Raw genomic sequence first — 18,338 nt, forward strand, 5'->3', positions numbered from 1 at the left:
ACGAATATTGAACACTGAATATCGAATTTTGAATATCGATGATGAAAGCAAACTATATGCTGGCTGCGGGCTTGATGGCTCTCGGTCTGTCGGTTCAGGCGCAAACGCTTGACCGGTCAAAACTGCCCGCCGATGCCCCGGCACCGGTTATTAAAGTGGGCAAACCCGTGTCGTTTACGCTCGCCAACGGCCTGAAAGTGTTCGTGGTACAAAATAATAAACTGCCGCGCGTCGGTTTCAGCCTGCTGTTCGACTACCTGCCCATCCGCGAAGGCGATAAGGCGGGCTACGTCAGCATTGCGAGCCAGTTGATCAAAACCGGGACAAAAACCCGCACCAAAGACCAGATCGACGAAGCCGTTGATTTCATCGGCGGCAGTCTGAACACTTCGCCAACCGGCGTTTATGCGATGTCGCTGAAAAAGCACACGCCCAAAATGCTGGAGGTGATGTCGGATGTGGTGCTGAATCCGAAGTTTACGCAGGAAGAACTGGACAAACTGAAAAAGCAGACCAAATCGGGGCTGGCGTCGCAGAAAGACAATCCGGCGGCCATTGCCACGCGGGTAAGCAGCATGTTGGTTTACGGCAAAGACCACCCGTACGGTGAGCCGGATTCGGAAGAAACCGTCGACCGGATTACGCTCGACGATTGCCGCAAATTCTACGAAACGTACTACCGGCCTAACATCGGGTATCTGGCGGTTGTAGGGGATATTACGCCCGAAGAAGCGCGTCCGATGGTGGAGAAATACTTTGGCAAATGGCAGCCGGGCGAGGTTCCGAAACCGAGCTATGAAACGCCAAAACCGCCCGCCAAAACGACCATCGCGCTCATCGACCGGCCGAGCTCGGTGCAATCGGTGGTTTACATCACGCATCCGGTTCTGTTGAAACCGTATACGCCCGAGTCGATTCAGGCCAGCCTGACCAACGACATACTGGGCGGTGGCGGTGGCAACGCCCGTTTGTATAACAACCTGCGCGAAAAACACGGGTATACCTACGGCGCGTATTCGTCGCTGACGAGCGACCGGCTGGTGGGTCGTTTCCGGGCCAACGCCAACGTGCGGAATGCGGTGACAGACAGTGCCGTAGCGGAATTTATGACGGAATTGAAAGCAATCCGGAGTTCGAAGCCGACGGCTGAAGAACTGAAAAGTACGAAAAACACGTTTGCCGGGAATTTCATTTTTACGCTGGAAGACCCCGAGACGATTGCCAATTTTGCGATCAATACCGCCCGATATAATCTGCCGGAAGACTTTTTTGCCAACTACCTGAAAAACGTTGATGCGGTCACGGAAGACCAGGTTGAAGCCTCTGCCGCTAAATTGATCGATCCGGAACACGCCTATGTGGTAGTGGTGGGAAAAGCCTCCGAAGTGGCCGATAAACTGAAACGGTTTGGCGACATTGTTTACTACGATGTCAACGGCACGAAAGTGGAAGCGCCCGCGCCCGGCAAACTGACGACCACGCCGGTGGGTGTGACGGCGGATCAGGTGATCGAAAAATATGTGACTGCGATCGGCGGGAAAGACGCCATTGCAAAAATTAAGGATGTCACCCAAAAGCTGACGACCGAGATTCAAGGCACGAAAATAGACATTGAAAGCAAGCAGAAAGGGATGAACAAGTTCTCGCTGGCCGTAACGGCACAGGGGCAGGTGGTGCAGAAAGTGACTTCCGACGGCACGAAAGTGAAAATGGAAGGCGGTGGTCAGTCGAAAAACGTGACGGACGAAGAAGCCAAGATGGAAATTCTGAAGAATGCCGCTTTCGCTGAATTGCTGTATCCAACGTTGGGAGCCAAAACCGCCCTCGTCGGCACGGAGAAAATCAATGGAAAAGATGCCTTCAAAATTGACGTGACGCTGGGTAAAAAGACCATTTCGGAGTTTTATGATACCGAAACCGGCCTGAAAGTGCAGCACACGGCCATTGAGCAGACCCCGCAGGGTGAAATGGCCATCAATACCGGCCTGAGCAATTACAAGGAAGTAAATGGTGTGAAGTTCCCGCACACCCTGACCCAGAATCTGGGCCCAATGACGATGAAAATGGAAACCCAGTCGCTGGTGGTAAACACCGGGCTGGATGACAAGGAGTTTGCGGTGCAGTAAGTACGGTTTACGGTTTTCGGTGGCTGGCGCGTGCTTTTTGGGCGTTAGTCACCGAAAATTTTTACAATACACTTCCCTTTCTTGACTGGTAAGAGGAAGTAGCACGCTTCTATTGGTTGACAATAAACGCGGCATTCCCGACGCAGAACCGTACCGTAGCGATGGGTAACCGAAAACCCTATTCCTGTTCGCAGAAAATTAGGTTTTTCGAGCAGGTAAGCGGATTCATTTATGGGTAAAAGGAAAGTGTATTTATTTGTACAATATAATACAAATAAAATGGCCACTTTAAATACTATTTCAATAGGACCGGAAAAAGAAATAATCCTGCTTGATTTTAACTATGACACCGATTCTATACTGGAAATAAATGAACGTTTGGGCCCATTTTCTAGTGACATTACTTTTAAATATAGCAATGTTAGAGATCCTTTGAGTGAATTCTGGAATAAGACAGAAATAGATTGTATAGCTGGCTGCTGTGGCATCAATGCTTTTGTACTTTGGCCGGAGGAGATTGTTGAGGTAGTGAAAAGCCTTGATATAGAGACGCTTGTCAACCAGCTAGAAAGAGTAAAAGAGCAGGTACTGGTTAGTGACGCCCAAATCATTAGCTATCGTCGGCTCAATTATAATTTCGCAAGAAGTTCTTTTTTAGAGTTGATGGATTATCTAATTACAGAAATCAAACAGTGGGTTTAGAATTAAATAATAATAAGGTTTCTCCTCACCAGACCATTAATTCGGCTACAACAATCCCAAATTCGGCTACGTTTGCTCATTGGAAATGGCGGACCTTTGCCCTACGCAAAACAAACGAACGCCATGATCTTAGTAACCGGAGCCACGGGCCAACTTGGCACTGCCGTCATCGACCAACTCCTTCAAAAAATACCAGCCAGTCAGATTGCCGCTTTCGTGCGGGACGATACCAAAGCCGCCCATATGCTTAAACAGGGCGTGACGATACGCGTTGGCACCTATGACGACACCAACGCGCTCGACAGCGCCATGCAGGGTGTCGAAACGGTGTTGTTGATTGCGGGTACGGATGAGGAAAACCGGGTTCGCCAACACCAGAACGTCGTGGATGCGGCCCGAAAAGCGGGTGTTCGACGGATGGCCTACACCAGTCGGGCAATGAAAAACCCGGCGACGCTGGTCAACCGGTTGATGGCAGGCCACTTTCAGACCGAGGAGTATATTAAAGCCAGTGAAATGCCCTACACGCTGTTTCAGAACATCCTGTATCTGGATGCGATCCCGCAGTTTGTGGGTGGCGACGCCGTTTTCGAGCGTGGTATCAATGTAGCGGCCGGTCAGGGCCGGGTGGCCTTTGCTCTCCGCAGCGAGATGGGCGAAGCGATCGCGAATGAGCTGGTCGGCAACGAGGAGGGCAACCGAACGTACCAGCTGACGGGCCGTGAGTCGTACTCGTTTTATGACGTAGCCGCAGCCCTGACCGATCTCTCAGGCAAGTCTGTCACCTACACGCCAGCGGAGCCAGCCACCTTTGAAGCCCAACTGATCGGACGCGGTTTGCCTCAAGTCGTGGCCCGGCGAATCACCGGGTTTATCACCGACATCGCCAATGGCCAGGAAGACATCATCAGTTCTGACCTGGAAAAGTTGCTGGGTCGAAAACCGACTGGACTCAAAGAAGGATTAATGGTGTTGTATAAGCTGAAACAGGCGTAATCTAACTTTTACCCGGTGCAAACCAGGCCATAAACTCATCGAACGATGTCAACCGAACCGCTTCACCGAATCGATACGATCTCCGCGTATCACCAGTTTGCCGGTCTTCCCAAACCGGGCCATCCGCTCATTAGTGTAGTCCGGTTTGACGACATTAGACCACAGAAGATTGACCGACCGAAAAGCTTTGTGAACAACTTCTATTCGATTGCGCTCAAACGGAATTTCAACGGCCGGATGAAATACGGGCAACAGCCGTATGATTTCGACGATGGGCTGATGGTTTTTTTAGCGCCCGGTCAGGTGCTGGCGGTTACGGCTGAAGAAACCCTTGAACACAGTGGCTGGCTGTTGATGATCCACCCTGATTTTTTGTGGCATACACCCCTGGCCAAAACGATTCGGCAGTATGCCTATTTCGACTATTCCATTCGGGAGGCCCTGTTTTTGTCCGAAAAGGAGGAGTCTGTGATCGTCGGCATCATCCGGCAGATTCAGCAGGAATACCAGGCTCCCATCGACAAATTCAGCCAGAACATCATCGTGGCTCAGCTCGACGTATTGCTCAATTATGCCGACCGGTTTTACCAGCGACAGTTCATCACCCGGAAAATCACCAACCACGAACTACTGGACCGGTTTGAAACCGTACTTGCGGCTTATTTTGCCAGCGATGAGCGACTGAAAACCGGCCTGCCAACGGTCGGGTATATGGCCGAACAACTTCATCTGTCGCCTACGTATCTGAGCAGTCTGCTGAAAACGCTGACCGGGCAAAACGCCCAGCAGCATATTCACGGCAAACTCATTGAAAAGGCCAAAGAAAGGCTGTCGACAACGACTTTGTCGGTTGGTGAGATCGCTTATGGGCTCGGTTTCGAGCACCCCCAGTCGTTCAGTAAGTTATTCAGGAGCAAGACGAATGTCTCTCCACAGGAGTTTCGCCATTCGTTCCAGTAAAGCGGTGGAGATTACCGCCCAATCGGCCGGATGCCTGATTTCCGAACATCGGCGACGACGATAAACCGGTAACGGGGGTCTTTATCGAACGCGTCTTTGGAGGATCGGTAATGCCGCTGGGCGCGTTGACGGGCTTCGGTGAAGAGTTTTCGGGAGGCTTTCCGACGGCGGACCGACATGATTTTCCGTAAATCGACATCGCCGATCATCGAGGTTTCCAGACAGGCCAGATCCTTGTGTTCGGCGTCGCGGTAGTAACCCAGCACGCAGTGGTCGGCCAGCAACACCAGAACCGGGTCGATGTGAATGGAACGCAGCACCGACGCCATCAACACCATGCCATCGACGCAGTTGGCCTGGCGGTTGTTCCAGGTCTGGTCGATTGTCCGAATGCGCTGGCTGTAGAGGTTTTGCGAAATGCCGGTACTTGAATTGGTTGAGATCGAACTGTAGCGAATGCCCCGTTTCTGTAGCGCATACCAGATGGAAAAAACCTGATCGTCGACCCGCTTTTTATCGCCGGTCTGGTAGCCATCGAAGCCATCCACAATGTCGGTTTGCAAGGCCTGACTCAACACTTCGTCCACCACCGGATCATCTTCGTTGATGTAAGCCACGTACATGTAGTTCAGATCCAGATCGCCCGTACCGGTTTCGTCGTCTTCCCAGTAATACGGGCAATCGTTGACGGAACGCATCGTGGCCACCACCGTCCGATGGCCAACTTTTTCGTTGTTGATGTAGGTCGTAACCGTAAAATTAACCGGCGTAGGTTGCAGCAATCCGCGCAGTTTTTCAAAATTCCAGGGGATGCGGGGCGTTATTTCGTAGTTTTTGTCGGGTTCCTGCAAAATGCCTTCATAAACAGCCGCTTCGCTAAAGGGCGTTGCGCCGACTTCCACCCGCACAGAGGTGTTCAGGCCGGGGTTATGAAACGAAACCGACACATTGCCGTCGCCATCGCCCAATCGGTAATTCTTGCTTTTTTCGGAAAGGGTCGCCCGCGCCAGCAGATAGGAGGGAAAAAGCTGGTGCTCCATGCCCACCACCACCGCGATACGCTGCCGGTTTTCTCGAACCGTGCTGGTCGAAGCAGAAACATGCGCCAATGCGTCTCCGCTGGTTTCAACAGGTGCCAACTGCGAATAACCAGGAAACAATGACAAATAAAATACACTAAAAATTAGTGCATTGCACAATAATCTCATTTCGGTTAAAACAGTTACGATAGAATCTACGGGTGGCTATGCGAATTAACAAAATAGTATCAATTTAGTCAAGAGGTAACCCCGGGGTAGATTCAACATTTTTTCGTACTATTGTGCGGATATTAAAACCGTATGCGCGCTGCACTGGCTTACATCCTGCTGATTGCGATTCTGCTGCCTCTGTTCAGCCAGTGGGGTACTATTGCGTATTACCATGCCAACAAAGCGTATATTGCCAAAGTCCTGTGTGAAAATCGTGCCAAACCGGAGCTGCATTGCGACGGGCAATGTTTCCTCGCCAAAAAACTGACCGCTCAACAGGAGCAGCAGGATAAAGCAACCACGGAACAGGTGCAGAAAACGCCTGATTTCCAATTGTTCTACCAGTCGAATTTGCCGTTTTTATTTCAGCCGGTTGTCATTGCTCAGACGACGGTTTTGCCGGCTTATCTGCCGGGATCGTATTCTTCCCCACGGTATTCGTTGTTTCAGCCACCGCAGGTTTGATGGTTTATTGTCAGACCTGTCAGGTTTCAAAAACCTGACAGGTTCCCGGTTTAACCACTGGAAAGTTTCCAGCGGTTTGCTCGTCAATTCCATCAAATCGAACTCGCTTCATGACTTTTTTATACCGGCTCGTGGTCACGGTTTTCGTGATCCTGGCGCCATTCGGGCTATACGCCCAATCCCTGATTCAGGGAACCATTTTCGATGCCCAAACCAAAGAACCGCTGGCAGGCGTCGCCATTGCGTCGGAAGACCGCAAATCCGGCACGCTGACGAATGCCAACGGTCAGTTTTCGTTGAATTCTGCCACCGAAAAACTGCTTATTTCGGCGGTGGGTTTTCAATCGCAGGAGGTAACGCCCTCCGAAAAACCGCTGCGCATCGCCCTGGCAGCAGCCGTCGAAAACCTGCAAACGATTGTGGTGACGGCCAACCGCGAAGCGCAAAAACGGACCGAAGCGCCCGTCGCCATTTCCCGGCTTTCGCCCACGCTGATCGATGAAACCAAGCCGACTTTGCTGGCCGAACTCATCAACAAAACGCCGGGTGTGGTGATGCTCAATTACAACAACGAGCAACATGGTATGGGCATTCGCCAGCCATTTGGCACCAATGGCTACTTTTTGTACCTCGAAGACGGGGTGCCGATTCGGCCGATGGGCGTTTTCAACCACAATGCGTTGATTGAAATGAACGTCTTCACCGTCAGCTCGGTAGAAATTGTGAAAGGCCCGGCGTCGTCGCTTTACGGACCGGAAGCCGTGGGGGGTGCCATCAATTTTATCACGCAGCGACCCACCGCCGTCCCGACGTTTCGGGTGGGTATTCAGGGCGATCAGTGGGGCTATGGCCGGGTGCAATACGGCGGGGGCGGAATGCTCACCAAAAAGCTGGGTGTCTACGCGGGCGGTTTTGTTGCCCGGCAGCGCAATAGCTGGCAATCCCGGTCCGACTACGACAAAGTTTCGTTCAATGGCCGCGCCGAATACGCATTCACGGGCCGTACCAAACTGACCGGCACGTTTTCGTACAACGACTACAATTCGCAAACCGGCGGCAGCGTCGACAGCATCGCGTTTTACAACCGGCAGTATACCTCGACCTCGGATTTTACATACCGGAAAGTGAAAGCAATCCGCGCGCGGCTGACGCTCGATCACCAGTGGAAAAACGGTTCCGACAGCTACCTGACGGCTTTTTACCGCGACAATTCGATTGGCCAAAACCCTAGTTACGGCATTCGCTGGACGAGCGGAGCCACCAAAGCAACGGGCCAGATCAACGTCAACGCTTTCAGCAGTTACGGTTTCATTGCCCAGCACAGCCAGAAGTTGCCCTTCTGGAATGGGCGGATGATGGCCGGGTTGACCTATGACGCGTCGCCAACGACCTACAATGCCTACCAGATTGAACTGGAAGCGCAGCTTCGGCCTGATAAAAAATCGGTGGAACAGTACAAACTGGTGAAAGAACGGCCCGATTTGCTGCTGGCCGATTACGCAGCCGACATTCACAACTCGGCCGTTTACGCTCAACTCGACCTGAATCCTTTGCCAGCCCTGCGGATTTCGCTCGGTGGACGGTTTGATCAGATGGCGTTCGATTACGACAATTACCTGGACAAGAGTACCGGACGAAAAGCGTACCGCCAGTTTACGCCCAAAGTGGGGCTGACCTACGATCTGGGCCGCGACCGGGGTTTGTATGCCAACTACAGCAAAGGCTTTTCTCCGCCGGGGCTGACGTCGATTTTTACCAAACGCGTCAACGCCCAAACGGGGGAATCACCCTTTTATTACAATCTGCAACCGGCGTATTTTAATAACTACGAAGTCGGCGGCTGGGCGTCGCTGCTGAACCGGAAAATGTACATCGATGTGGCGGTTTACCAGATGGAGGGCCGCAACGAATTGCTCAACATTCGCCAGCCCGACAACAGCACCGATTACCAGTCGGCGGGAAAAACGCTGCACCGGGGCATCGAATACAGCCTTACCTACCGACCGTCGGGCGAGTGGTTTTTCCGGTTTGGCGGCACCAATGCCGTCCACCGGTTTGTCGATTTTGCGCTGAGTACGAGGGCTTCTGATGCCGTAAAAAACGTGAACGGTTTCGATATGCCACAGGCTCCGCGCTGGGTAGCCAATACCGAAGTGACGTATAAGCCACGCTGGGCCAAAGGATTACGGATGTCGGCGGAATGGCAACGCATCAGTTCCTGGTACCAGAATCAGATCAACACGGTTTCGTACGACGACCGGGGCGCGTTTGGCGGGCGGGGTGTCAGCGTCATCAACCTGCGGGCGGGGTATGCCTTCCGGCGGTTTGAGGTATTTGCCAACCTGATGAATGCCACCGATGAACTCTACGCGACCTCGGCCACGCGTGGCAACAACGCCACCGACCGAACCACGTATACGCCCGCAGCGCCCCGGACGCTGGTGGGCGGGATTCAGTATAATTTTTCAAAATAATACCCAAACGAAGCGTCGGCCCGGCCCCCACCCCCCTGAAGAGGGCTTAAAAATTCCGAATGCCTAAAAGCCCCCTTCAGGGGGGTGGGGGCTAAACCGAAAACCGTTTTACTATGAAAAATACCATCTTAATTGCCGCAATTCTGTTGTTTGGCTTCGCCGAGCGACCCGCCAGAGAAATCCAGCTTTCGAATCCGCAGTTTGTGGGCGCGACGCCCCGGCTGACCACCGACCACCGGAATCACCCGGTGTTGAGCTGGACGGAAAAAGAAGGCGAAAAAGTCGCTTTTTACTATGCCGTGTCGGAAGACGGCGGGCGGACGTTCGGTGAAAAAATCCGGATCAAGTCACCAACGGTTTTCTCGACCCACGCCGAAGGCATGCCGAAAGTGGCTTTTAAAAAAGACGGAACCGTGCTGGCGACCTTCGAAGTGTCCCGACCAACGGCGGAGGCTCCGCGTGCCGGTGATGTGTTGTACGTCACTTCGGCCGACGGCGGGCAAACTTGGACCGAACCCAAAGCCGTTCACCGCGACATCACACCGGGCAAGGGCCACTCGTTCAGCAACCTGAACCGCCTGCCCAACGGCGAAATCGGGATTGCCTGGCTCGACGAAAAAACCGCCAATAAGGAAGGCCGAACCGTGAAATTTGCCCAAACGATGCCGGGGGGCGGTTTTTCCAACGAAGTGCTGGTGGATGATAACGCCTGTCAGTGCTGCCGCACCAACGTCTTTGTCGACGCGAAAAACCATGTTCATATTGCGTACCGGGATTTGCTGGACAACGGCGCGCGCGACATCAGCCACGCGGTTTCGACCGATGGCGGCCGCACATTTACCAGTCCGAAAGTGGTGTATGATGATCAGTGGAAAGTCAACGCCTGCCCGCATACCGGCCCCGACGTGGCGCAGGTTGGCAACGACCTTTTTGTGACCTGGTTTTCGGGAGGGGAGAAAACGCCGGGGATCAAACTGGCCCGGCTGGGAGCAGCGCAACTGGTTGCGGGCATCACATCCGAGCGAATGAAACATCCGCAGATCGCGTCGCTCAACGGGCAACTGGTCTGGGTGTGGGACGAATCGATGGAGGTGAAAAATGCCGCTGGCGAAAGCCGGTTTATCTCCCGAATCGGGATGCGGAAGGTGTCTGGCGGCACGGTTTCGTCCGTTACGTACCTCACACCAACCGATGTCAATGCGGCTTTTCCGGTGGTTCTGGCTACGAAAAAAGGACTTTTAGTGGCTTATGAACAGAAGAAAGACCAGCAAAACAGCGTTATCGTAAGTAGATGGATTGAATCAATGTAATGCAACGTTCGGTATGAAAAACACCTTCTTCTCTTCCGGTATGAGTCTTTTTTTCTTTTTGATCGTTCTGGTCGCCTGCCACAACGACCCCCTGGAACCCGACTTCGGAACGGTTCAACTAAGGTTTGATAACGTGGTCGGCACGCAGGAATTGAAACTGGATTCAACGACCTACACCAACGGCAGCGGAGAACCGTTTACCGTCTCCCGGTTTACGTATTTTATCAGCAACATCAAGCTGAAAAAAGCCGATGGGTCGGAATACGTCGTTCCGCAGGACAGCAGTTATTTTCTGACGTCGCAGAGCAACCCGGCCTCCCGGACGGTTTTGCTCCGCAACGTTCCGGTGGGCGACTACACGAGCATCAACTTTATGGTGGGCGTGGATAGTCTGCGAAATACGATGGATATCGGAAAACGAACCGGCGCACTCGACCCCGGTGGTGCGGCTGCCGGGATGTATTGGGACTGGAATTCGGGCTATATTTTCCTGAAACTGGAAGGAACCTCAGCCAAAGCGCCGGTCGATGCGACGGGAAAACGGAATTTCGTCTACCACGTCGGTCTGTTTGGCGGGTATCAAACTAAAACCATCAATAATTTGAGAACCATTCAATTGGCACTGGGGACGCAGCCCGCCCACGTGATTTTGAATGGAAAAACCGGTATTCAGGTGAAGGCCGATGTGTTGAAGGTGTTCGACGGCGTCAAACCGCTCAGCATTGCGGCAGCACCGACGATTATGGTATCGGATTCTTCGAAAAACGTTGCCAACAATTACGCGACGATGTTTAGCATCGGTACGGTTCAGGTTGATTGAACGTACCTGAAGGCTTAAATAACGGATCTGTTTGCCCCGTAAGGGGCTCCACAGCGTAGCGTCGGTAGCCGTAAATGAGTTGCCTTCCACAGCGTGCCGATAGGTACGCAACGATTATTTAATGAAAGTCAATTAGTCCGTGTAATTATACACCAACTCAAACATACGGACTTTAGTCCGTGGGTATGGAATGATCCGAAAACTCCTTCTCTATAGCTGGTTATGCGCCGTTCTGCTACCGACATTCAGTCAGTGGGGGACGATTGCGTATTTCCAGCTCAATAAGGAGTATATCGCCCGGGTGCTGTGTGAAAACCGCGATCGGCCGGAACTTCATTGCGACGGACACTGCTACCTGGCCCGTCGGTTGAAAGCACAACAGGAAAAGCAGGATCAGCAAACCACCGAACGGGTGCAGAATACCCCTGTTCTCCAGTTATATACACCCCCTGTCCTCCGGTTCGATTTCCTGCCGGAATTGGTGGTTTTGCCCACAAAAGCTACGTTTCGTTATCAATTATCCGCCTATTCGGCTCCCCTCGCTGATTTACTACAGCCGCCCCGTCTGTAACGCTCCGAAGCAAACCGGCCTGTTTCCATAAACCGGGTAATCGTTTTTTTCGATTACTCAGGACAAGTCTGTCTGGTCTTTCAGCAACATTTTTCCGTTGCCGTGAAGGTGATGGCCAGCCGGTTTTGCTTCAATTCCTTCCATTTACTCCAAATCAGCACTTTTTACTCCTTATTCGAATTTCGTATGAACTTCCGTTTTTTATCTCTGCTAGTCAGTGTGGCGCTATTTTTTATGGCCTGCACCAATGATTCGTCCACCACGACCCCGGAACCGGCTGGCTCCGGAGCTGTCGATTTGAAAATCGAAGCCCTGTATGGCACCGCTGCGTTTGAATTGGGCAAAGCCTACACCACGGCCGGAAACGAAAAAGTAACCTTCGATCAGCTCCGGTTCTGGGTTAGCAAAGTGGAACTGACCAAAAAAGACGGTTCCGTGTATGAAGTCCCGAATTCCTATTACCTCATGCAGTATCTGGGGAAGGATGAAGCCATTCAGGATGGTACGTTTACCCTGACAGCAGGCAAACGCGAGGTGGTGAACCTGGCGGGCGTTCCGGCGGGGGAATATACCGGTGTCAAATTTGGCATCGGCGTCGATGCCAAATACAACGACAACCTGACCCTGGCGGCTGGCGAACTGAATATCCTGCAAAACATGACGAATGTGAGCTGGATGTGGCACACCAGCTACATCTTCACCAAACTGGGTGGAACCGTTGACGTGGCCGGAGCCGCCAGCCCTTTTCTGTTGGAAACCGGTACGAACGCCAATTACAAAACCATCTCGCAGACGTTTGCCACGCCCCTGGTTGTCGATGGCAGCATGAAAGGGCAGATGACGTTACAGGCGGATGTCGCCAAGATTCTGGACGGTATTGTGATTGCGCGGGATGCCAAACTGAACACGACCGACAAAACGTACCACATCAATGCCGGAACCGCCAGCATGATGAGCAAACTCGCCGGAAATTACCCGGTTTCGTTCGTGAACGCCAAAACCGCCCGCATCAGTCAGTAATGAATCGACGGGGAATTTTTGCGGGATTGATAACGCTGGGAATGGTCGCCTGTTCTCCGCCGGACGATCCTGTGCCGACACCCGAGGCTCCATTGCTGGTGCGGGAACCCGCCAATTTTCCACCCTTGCCGTTGTCGTCGGATAATCCAGCGACGACGGCGGGGGTGAAACTGGGTCGGCAACTGTTCTACGATCCGCAGCTTTCCGGCAACGGAAAAGTGTCCTGTGCTTCCTGCCATGATCCGGCCAAAGCCTTTTCCGACGGCGTTCGGGTTTCGGCGCTGGGCGTATCGGGTCGGGCTTTGCTGCGGCACAGCCCGGTTTTGATGAATCTGGCCTGGGCAACCAATGGCCTGTTCTGGGATGGCGGTTCTAAAAACCTGGAGTCGCAGGTGTTGGGGCCGCTGACCAACCGGGACGAAATGGGCCACGATCTGGTCGTTTTAGCCAATTACCTGAAAACCGTCCCGGTCTATAGAACCCAGTTCGGGCAGGCTTTTCCCGGCGAAGTCATCCATTACGCGACGATTGCGAAGGCACTGGCGCAGTTTCAACGGTCGCTGGTTTCGGCCGATTCCCGGTATGATCAATGGGTACGCAAGGAGGGCGGTGTCCTCAGCGACGAGGAACAACGGGGGCATCGGCTGTATCAGCAACACTGCGCGGGCTGTCATGCGACGGACTTGTTTACGGATAATCAGTACCATAACAACGGTTTGGATATTGTTTTTTCGGACGAGGGCGACGGTGAAGGACTGGGCCGGGAGCGGGTGACGTTTGATCCGGCTGACCGGGGAAAATACCGCACGCCCACGCTGCGCAATGTGGTCCTGACGGCTCCGTATATGCACGACGGGCGCATGGACACGCTGGAGGATGTGCTGAATCATTATTCAGACCGAATTAAAACATCGCCGACCCTCGATGCCCGCTTACCGGCGGGCGGTTTCAGGTTGGCAGCCACTGATAAAAAAGCGCTTCTGGCGTTTCTGAACACGTTGACAGACCCGCAATTTGTCACCAACCGGGCTTACCGGCCGTAACGGAAACGCAGCGGATTTGCTTTCGCAAGATGATAGAAAACCGATATTTTGGAATAGTCAGCAGTGTACTTTTTTTGGGAATCGTCATGGCTTGTCAATCGGGCAAAGATCCCGGGCCGGAAGCCACCGGCGTGTATGACCCAAGCCCGTATGTCTGGAAAAAACCGGCGAATTTTCCGGAACCGGTTTACGATTTCTCGAAAAATCCGATGACGCAAAAAGGCGTGGCATTGGGGAAGATGCTGTTTTTCGATGGAGCGCTCTCGCGCGATGGCCGGATTGCCTGCGGTTTTTGCCACCAGCAGTATTCGGCTTTTGCCCATGCCGACCATTCGCTCAGCCACGGCATCGACGACAAAATTGGCACCCGCAACGTGCGGAATCTGCAGAACGTGGCCTGGAGCACGGCTTTTTTCTGGGATGGGAGCATCACGGATCTGGATACGTTACCCATCAGCCCGATTCAGAACCCGTTGGAAATGGGCGAGCATCTGGGCAATGTGCTGGACAAGGTGCGCCGGAGTCCGGGCTATCCGGCGCGTTTTAAAGAAGCGTTCGGTACGGATCAGGTTACGCAGGAAAACTTTCTCAAAGCCTTGTCGCAGTTTATGCTGACGATGGTTTCGGCCAATTCGCGCTACGACAAATACGTCCGGAATGAACCCGGCGGGGATTTGTCGGCAGATGAACGGGCGGGGCTTTCTCTGTTCAAACAGAAGTGCGCGGGTTGTCATCAGGGCGAGTTGTTCACGGATCAGAATTACCACAACAACGGTTTGCCGGTCAGTGAAATTAACGATCAGGGGCGGTTTGAGGTGACTAATAAAGAAACCGACCGGCTGAAGTTTCTGGTACCGAGTCTGCGCAACATCGAACGCTCCCTGCCCTACATGCACGACGGACGGTTCTGGTCGCTGGAACAGGTGCTGGATCACTACAGCCAGGGTGTGAAAGATAGCCCAACGCTCGACTCGCGCCTGAAAACCGGTGGAGTCCTGGGAATTGCCCTCACCGAACCGGAGAAAAAGCAGATCATTGCTTTCCTCAAAACGCTTACCGATCCGCAGTTTATCACCGACCGACAGTTTATTCCGAATTGATTACTAATCAGGGTTTTGATTCTAACAATCCACTTTATGAAAAAGCTTTTTTTACTGGTTTTCCTGCTCAGTCCGGTTCTGGCTTCGGCCTGTGAAGTGTGCGGGTGTTCCGGCTCCAGCTTTTACCTGGGCGTATTGCCCCAGTTTCAAAAGCACTTCGTGGGTCTGCGCTACCGGACCCAAAGTTACGACACCCGGCTGACGCTTCACCACGCCGGAACGATCTACGATTCGCGGGAGGAATTCCGGGCCATCGACCTCTGGGGGCGGTTTTATCCCCATCCGCGGATTCAGGTGCTGGCGATGTTGCCCTACCAGATCAATAAGCAAACCCAGGGGCCGGACGTTCGGCGACACCAGGGAATCGGCGACGCGACGGTTTTGGTCAATTACAAACTGCTGGACAGAACCCGGATGAGCGACAGTGGCCGGGTGGTCAAGCAAACGCTGCTGGTGGGGGGCGGCACGAAGCTCGCGACGGGCGAATACCGCTACAACCAGTACGATGGCGCACAGGTGGCGAACCCGAATTTTCAGGCAGGTACGGGTGCTTACGACGCGGTTCTCAACGCCATCTACACCCTGCGCATCGACAAATGGGGGATGAATGCGGATGCAACGGGCCGTTTGACCGGCACGAATGCCAACGACTACCGGTTTGGCAACCGCCTGAATAGCTCCCTCACCAGTTTTTACGTGCAGCAATGGGAAAAGCTGAATGTCGCGGTGATGCCGAGCGCGGGCTTCTACGGTGAGCTGGCGCACAAAGACCGGGATTACGCCGGCATCGTAGCCGAAACGGGCGGGTATATGCTGGCCGGAACCGTTGGCTTGGACATTTATCGTGGTAGCTGGATGCTGGGGGCGAATGCCCAGATTCCCATTCGCCAGCGAATTTCTGAGGGATTGGTGCAGGCCCACAGCCGGGTTGGGATTCACCTGGCCCGGACGTTTTAATGATGGTTCTATTATCTAAAATCTGATCACCAATGACTTGTAAAATCAAACTTTCAATTGTGTGTTTTCTGCTCGGGCTGTTCTGGTCCTGTCAATCCAAAAAGCAACCCGACGATCATCACCACCATGCGGTTTCAGATTCAGGACAGACGACAGGCCCCGTTGCGGAACTGGAGAAAGAGGTTCTGGCCGTACACGACAGCCTGATGCTCCAAATGACTGATTTAATGCGTATGCAGGAAGACGTATCCGTTAAAGTGGAAAAGAGCGATAGGCCATCCCGGGAAAAAGGGGAGCAGGTGCTCCGGCAGCTTAAAGAGGCTGATGAGGTGATGATGGACTGGATGCATCAGTACAAGGGCGATACGCTCAAACAACTGGATCAGGAAAAGGCGCTCGACTACCTGAAAATCCAGCAGGGGAAAGTAAACGCCCTGAGCCGCCTGATGCGCCAGCGTCTCACCGATGCCCAAAACTACCTGAAAGAATGAAAAAAATCCGAAAAATCACGCTGACAGCCGTTAGCTGGCTAGGTCTGTTTACCGGCATTTTCTGGTCCTGCCGTCACGACAACCCGGACCCTCAGCCGGGACCGACGGGATCGCTCGAAATCGCCTTCGACAATGTGGTGGGAAACGCTGATTTACAACTCAATACGGGAAACTACACCAACGCCGGTGGCGAATCGTTCAAGGTAACAACCCTGAATTATTACGTTACGAACATCCGGCTGAAACGGGCGGATGGGTCGGCGTATGTGGTTCCGCAGGACAGTAGTTATTTTCTGGTGAAAGAGGCCGAACCGGCTTCGCAGCGCATTATCCTCAAAAACATTCCGGTGGGCGAGTATACGGAAGTGTCATATCTGATTGGGGTGGATAGCCTTCGCAACACGATGGACGTCAGCAAACGAACGGGGGTTCTGGACCCCTCCGGCGGCATGACCGGCGGCATGTACTGGGACTGGAATTCCGGGTATATTCATTTCAAAATGGAAGGGACTTCGCCACAGGCGCCGGTGACGGCCAGTGGCAAGGTTTTCCTGTATCACATCGGTCTTTTCGGCGGTTATCGGACTAAAACCATCAATAATTTAAGGACAATCACTTTACCTTTTGGAACAACGACCGTCCGGGTGACCGAAAACGGTGTCGTTCCGCAGGTAACGATTCAGGCGGATGTGCTTAAGGTGTTCGATGGGCCGATGAAGCTGAGTATTGCCGTGAATGCGGATATTATGGTGTCTTCGCTGTCGTCCGGTGTGGCCGACAACTACGCCCGGATGTTCCGGATTGTGACCATAAAAACCAATTAGGACTGCCGGTTTCCGATCGTAAATGGATGGCGGGTTAATCATCGCCCGCCATACGTTTACATTCTTCCGTACGTTTTATTGTAGTAAATTTGTATTCAGATTAGCAAGTAAAGCTGAAGTAGATAGAAATGACGCGTTGGCAACATGTTGCAATCCTGGCGGCAATCGTTTTTTACGGTTTCGCGGTGGGCTGTCAGAACGACTCGGGGAAGGATGGCCCGGTTGAGCCGGAACCCAAACCCGTTGAGTTCAAGGCGACGCCGTACAACTGGAAAAAACCGGCCAATTTCGACGATCCGCACTACGATTTCACCAAAAATCCGCTGACGGTTGAAGGCGTTGCGTTAGGGAAAACGCTGTTCTACGACGGTATTCTGTCGCGCGACGGGGCCATTACCTGTGCGTTTTGTCACCAGTCATTTTCGGGTTTCGCGCACAATGACCACGCCCTGAGCCACGGCATCGGCGATAAAATTGGCACCCGGAACGTGCCCGGTATTCAGAACGTGGCCTGGACGCGGGCTTTTTTCTGGGATGGCGGGATTGTCGATCTGGATTTGTTACCCATTGCCCCCATTCAGAACCCGGTCGAAATGGGGGATTCACTCGCCAATGTGCTGAAGAAAATCCGGACCAGCGGGCAGTATCCGGCCCTGTTCAAGGCGGCTTTTGGAACGGAGGAGGTAACGACGGAGCGGTTTTTGAAAGCCCTGTCGCAGTTTATGCTGACGATGGTTTCGGCCAACTCTAAATACGATAAATATTCCCGCAAAGAAACCGGTGCTTCACTGACCGAATCGGAGTTGCGTGGCTTGACCTTGTTCAAAGCCAATTGCTCGGGTTGCCACACCGGCGAATTGTTTACCGACCAGAGTTTCCGCAACAACGGTTTGCGGATGCAACTTGCCAACAGCAAAGACTTCGATCTGGGCCGCTACCAGATTACACTAAATCTGGACGACTACAACAAATTTCGGGTGCCGAGCCTGCGGAATGTCGAGCGAACTTCGCCCTACATGCACGATGGCCGTTTTCAGACGCTGGAGCAAGTTATGGAACACTACATCAACGATGTGCAGGATACGCCCCAGCTCGATCCGTTGCTGAAGAAAACCGGTAAACCAGGGATTGCCCTGACCACCACCGACAAAGCGGATCTGCTGGCGTTCCTGCGAACGCTGACCGATGACGAATACATCCGCGACCGCCGTTTTCAGCCGGACTGAAAG

General features: G+C 53.1%; 17 protein-coding genes. 16 read left to right on the plus strand and 1 reads right to left on the minus strand.

Annotated elements, in window-relative coordinates:
* Positions 1-38: 38 nt before the first annotated feature.
* The 4 genes from ACO064_RS19870 to ACO064_RS19885 all read left to right on the plus strand — a co-directional run bounded on the left by ACO064_RS19870 (position 39) and on the right by ACO064_RS19885 (position 4,784).
* The gene (locus ACO064_RS19870) at positions 39-2,126 is read left to right on the plus strand and encodes a M16 family metallopeptidase (RefSeq protein ID WP_421828966.1); all 2,088 of its coding nucleotides are present in this window, start codon (positions 39-41) and stop codon (positions 2,124-2,126) included.
* 279 nt (positions 2,127-2,405) lie between these two features.
* Positions 2,406-2,828 (plus strand): DUF6331 family protein, encoded by a 423-nt coding sequence (locus ACO064_RS19875; protein ID WP_421828967.1) that lies wholly within the window; start codon positions 2,406-2,408, stop codon positions 2,826-2,828.
* 123 nt (positions 2,829-2,951) lie between these two features.
* Complete coding sequence (locus tag ACO064_RS19880) at positions 2,952-3,824, plus strand: SDR family oxidoreductase (protein ID WP_421828968.1); 873 nt, start codon at positions 2,952-2,954, stop codon at positions 3,822-3,824.
* Positions 3,825-3,869: 45 nt separating this feature from the next.
* Positions 3,870-4,784 carry a helix-turn-helix domain-containing protein gene (locus ACO064_RS19885; protein WP_421828969.1) on the plus strand — a complete coding sequence of 305 codons (915 nt, stop codon included), beginning with the start codon at positions 3,870-3,872 and terminating at the stop codon, positions 4,782-4,784.
* An 11-nt stretch (positions 4,785-4,795) separates the two neighbouring features.
* Here the strand turns inward: ACO064_RS19885 and ACO064_RS19890 are convergent, their stop codons facing one another.
* Positions 4,796-5,923 carry a hypothetical protein gene (locus ACO064_RS19890; protein WP_421828970.1) on the minus strand — a complete coding sequence of 376 codons (1,128 nt, stop codon included), beginning with the start codon at positions 5,921-5,923 and terminating at the stop codon, positions 4,796-4,798.
* 201 nt (positions 5,924-6,124) lie between these two features.
* On the opposite strand from ACO064_RS19890, the gene ACO064_RS19895 reads away from it, so the two are divergent.
* The 12 genes from ACO064_RS19895 to ACO064_RS19950 all read left to right on the plus strand — a co-directional run bounded on the left by ACO064_RS19895 (position 6,125) and on the right by ACO064_RS19950 (position 18,335).
* Positions 6,125-6,499, plus strand: coding sequence for a hypothetical protein (locus tag ACO064_RS19895; protein WP_421828971.1), 375 nt, complete (start codon positions 6,125-6,127; stop codon positions 6,497-6,499).
* Positions 6,500-6,609: 110 nt separating this feature from the next.
* Complete coding sequence (locus ACO064_RS19900; RefSeq protein WP_421828972.1) at positions 6,610-8,973, plus strand: TonB-dependent receptor; 2,364 nt, start codon at positions 6,610-6,612, stop codon at positions 8,971-8,973.
* Between the two features lie 113 nt (positions 8,974-9,086).
* Positions 9,087-10,283 (plus strand): sialidase family protein, encoded by a 1,197-nt coding sequence (locus ACO064_RS19905; protein ID WP_421828974.1) that lies wholly within the window; start codon positions 9,087-9,089, stop codon positions 10,281-10,283.
* Between the two features lie 13 nt (positions 10,284-10,296).
* Positions 10,297-11,103 (plus strand): MbnP family protein, encoded by an 807-nt coding sequence (locus ACO064_RS19910; RefSeq protein WP_421828975.1) that lies wholly within the window; start codon positions 10,297-10,299, stop codon positions 11,101-11,103.
* A 190-nt stretch (positions 11,104-11,293) separates the two neighbouring features.
* Positions 11,294-11,674, plus strand: coding sequence for a hypothetical protein (locus tag ACO064_RS19915; protein ID WP_421828976.1), 381 nt, complete (start codon positions 11,294-11,296; stop codon positions 11,672-11,674).
* Positions 11,675-11,860: 186 nt separating this feature from the next.
* Entirely contained in the window at positions 11,861-12,694 is an 834-nt protein-coding gene (locus ACO064_RS19920; protein WP_421828977.1) for an MbnP family protein, read from the plus strand.
* On the plus strand, positions 12,694-13,737 hold the full coding sequence (locus ACO064_RS19925; RefSeq protein WP_421828978.1) for a cytochrome-c peroxidase: 1,044 nt from the start codon (positions 12,694-12,696) through the stop codon (positions 13,735-13,737). The genes ACO064_RS19920 and ACO064_RS19925 overlap by 1 nt, the downstream gene beginning before the upstream one ends.
* A gap of 86 nt (positions 13,738-13,823) precedes the next feature.
* Positions 13,824-14,837, plus strand: a complete 1,014-nt coding sequence (locus ACO064_RS19930) for a cytochrome-c peroxidase (protein WP_421828979.1) — start codon at positions 13,824-13,826, stop codon at positions 14,835-14,837.
* Positions 14,838-14,873: 36 nt separating this feature from the next.
* A complete protein-coding gene (locus ACO064_RS19935) occupies positions 14,874-15,794 on the plus strand; it encodes a hypothetical protein (RefSeq protein ID WP_421828980.1) in 921 nt (306 codons plus the stop codon).
* 32 nt (positions 15,795-15,826) lie between these two features.
* Positions 15,827-16,285 carry a hypothetical protein gene (locus ACO064_RS19940; RefSeq protein ID WP_421828981.1) on the plus strand — a complete coding sequence of 153 codons (459 nt, stop codon included), beginning with the start codon at positions 15,827-15,829 and terminating at the stop codon, positions 16,283-16,285.
* A complete protein-coding gene (locus tag ACO064_RS19945; RefSeq protein WP_421828982.1) occupies positions 16,282-17,109 on the plus strand; it encodes an MbnP family protein in 828 nt (275 codons plus the stop codon). Before ACO064_RS19940 ends, ACO064_RS19945 begins: the two co-directional genes overlap by 4 nt.
* Positions 17,110-17,237: 128 nt before the next feature.
* On the plus strand, positions 17,238-18,335 hold the full coding sequence (locus ACO064_RS19950) for a cytochrome-c peroxidase (RefSeq protein WP_421828983.1): 1,098 nt from the start codon (positions 17,238-17,240) through the stop codon (positions 18,333-18,335).
* Positions 18,336-18,338 lie beyond the last annotated feature (3 nt).

Origin of the sequence: Larkinella sp. (assembly GCF_965227735.1) — a bacterium.
Lineage (GTDB): Bacteria > Bacteroidota > Bacteroidia > Cytophagales > Spirosomataceae > Larkinella.

Coding starts and splice junctions, on each gene's coding strand:
- ACO064_RS19870 (WP_421828966.1), top strand. CDS start 39: ATGATGAAAGCAAACTATATGCTGGCTGCGGGCTTGATGGCTCTCGGT.
- ACO064_RS19875 (WP_421828967.1), top strand. CDS start 2,406: ATGGCCACTTTAAATACTATTTCAATAGGACCGGAAAAAGAAATAATC.
- ACO064_RS19880 (WP_421828968.1), top strand. CDS start 2,952: ATGATCTTAGTAACCGGAGCCACGGGCCAACTTGGCACTGCCGTCATC.
- ACO064_RS19885 (WP_421828969.1), top strand. CDS start 3,870: ATGTCAACCGAACCGCTTCACCGAATCGATACGATCTCCGCGTATCAC.
- ACO064_RS19895 (WP_421828971.1), top strand. CDS start 6,125: ATGCGCGCTGCACTGGCTTACATCCTGCTGATTGCGATTCTGCTGCCT.
- ACO064_RS19900 (WP_421828972.1), top strand. CDS start 6,610: ATGACTTTTTTATACCGGCTCGTGGTCACGGTTTTCGTGATCCTGGCG.
- ACO064_RS19905 (WP_421828974.1), top strand. CDS start 9,087: ATGAAAAATACCATCTTAATTGCCGCAATTCTGTTGTTTGGCTTCGCC.
- ACO064_RS19910 (WP_421828975.1), top strand. CDS start 10,297: ATGAAAAACACCTTCTTCTCTTCCGGTATGAGTCTTTTTTTCTTTTTG.
- ACO064_RS19915 (WP_421828976.1), top strand. CDS start 11,294: ATGATCCGAAAACTCCTTCTCTATAGCTGGTTATGCGCCGTTCTGCTA.
- ACO064_RS19920 (WP_421828977.1), top strand. CDS start 11,861: ATGAACTTCCGTTTTTTATCTCTGCTAGTCAGTGTGGCGCTATTTTTT.
- ACO064_RS19925 (WP_421828978.1), top strand. CDS start 12,694: ATGAATCGACGGGGAATTTTTGCGGGATTGATAACGCTGGGAATGGTC.
- ACO064_RS19930 (WP_421828979.1), top strand. CDS start 13,824: ATGGCTTGTCAATCGGGCAAAGATCCCGGGCCGGAAGCCACCGGCGTG.
- ACO064_RS19935 (WP_421828980.1), top strand. CDS start 14,874: ATGAAAAAGCTTTTTTTACTGGTTTTCCTGCTCAGTCCGGTTCTGGCT.
- ACO064_RS19940 (WP_421828981.1), top strand. CDS start 15,827: ATGACTTGTAAAATCAAACTTTCAATTGTGTGTTTTCTGCTCGGGCTG.
- ACO064_RS19945 (WP_421828982.1), top strand. CDS start 16,282: ATGAAAAAAATCCGAAAAATCACGCTGACAGCCGTTAGCTGGCTAGGT.
- ACO064_RS19950 (WP_421828983.1), top strand. CDS start 17,238: ATGACGCGTTGGCAACATGTTGCAATCCTGGCGGCAATCGTTTTTTAC.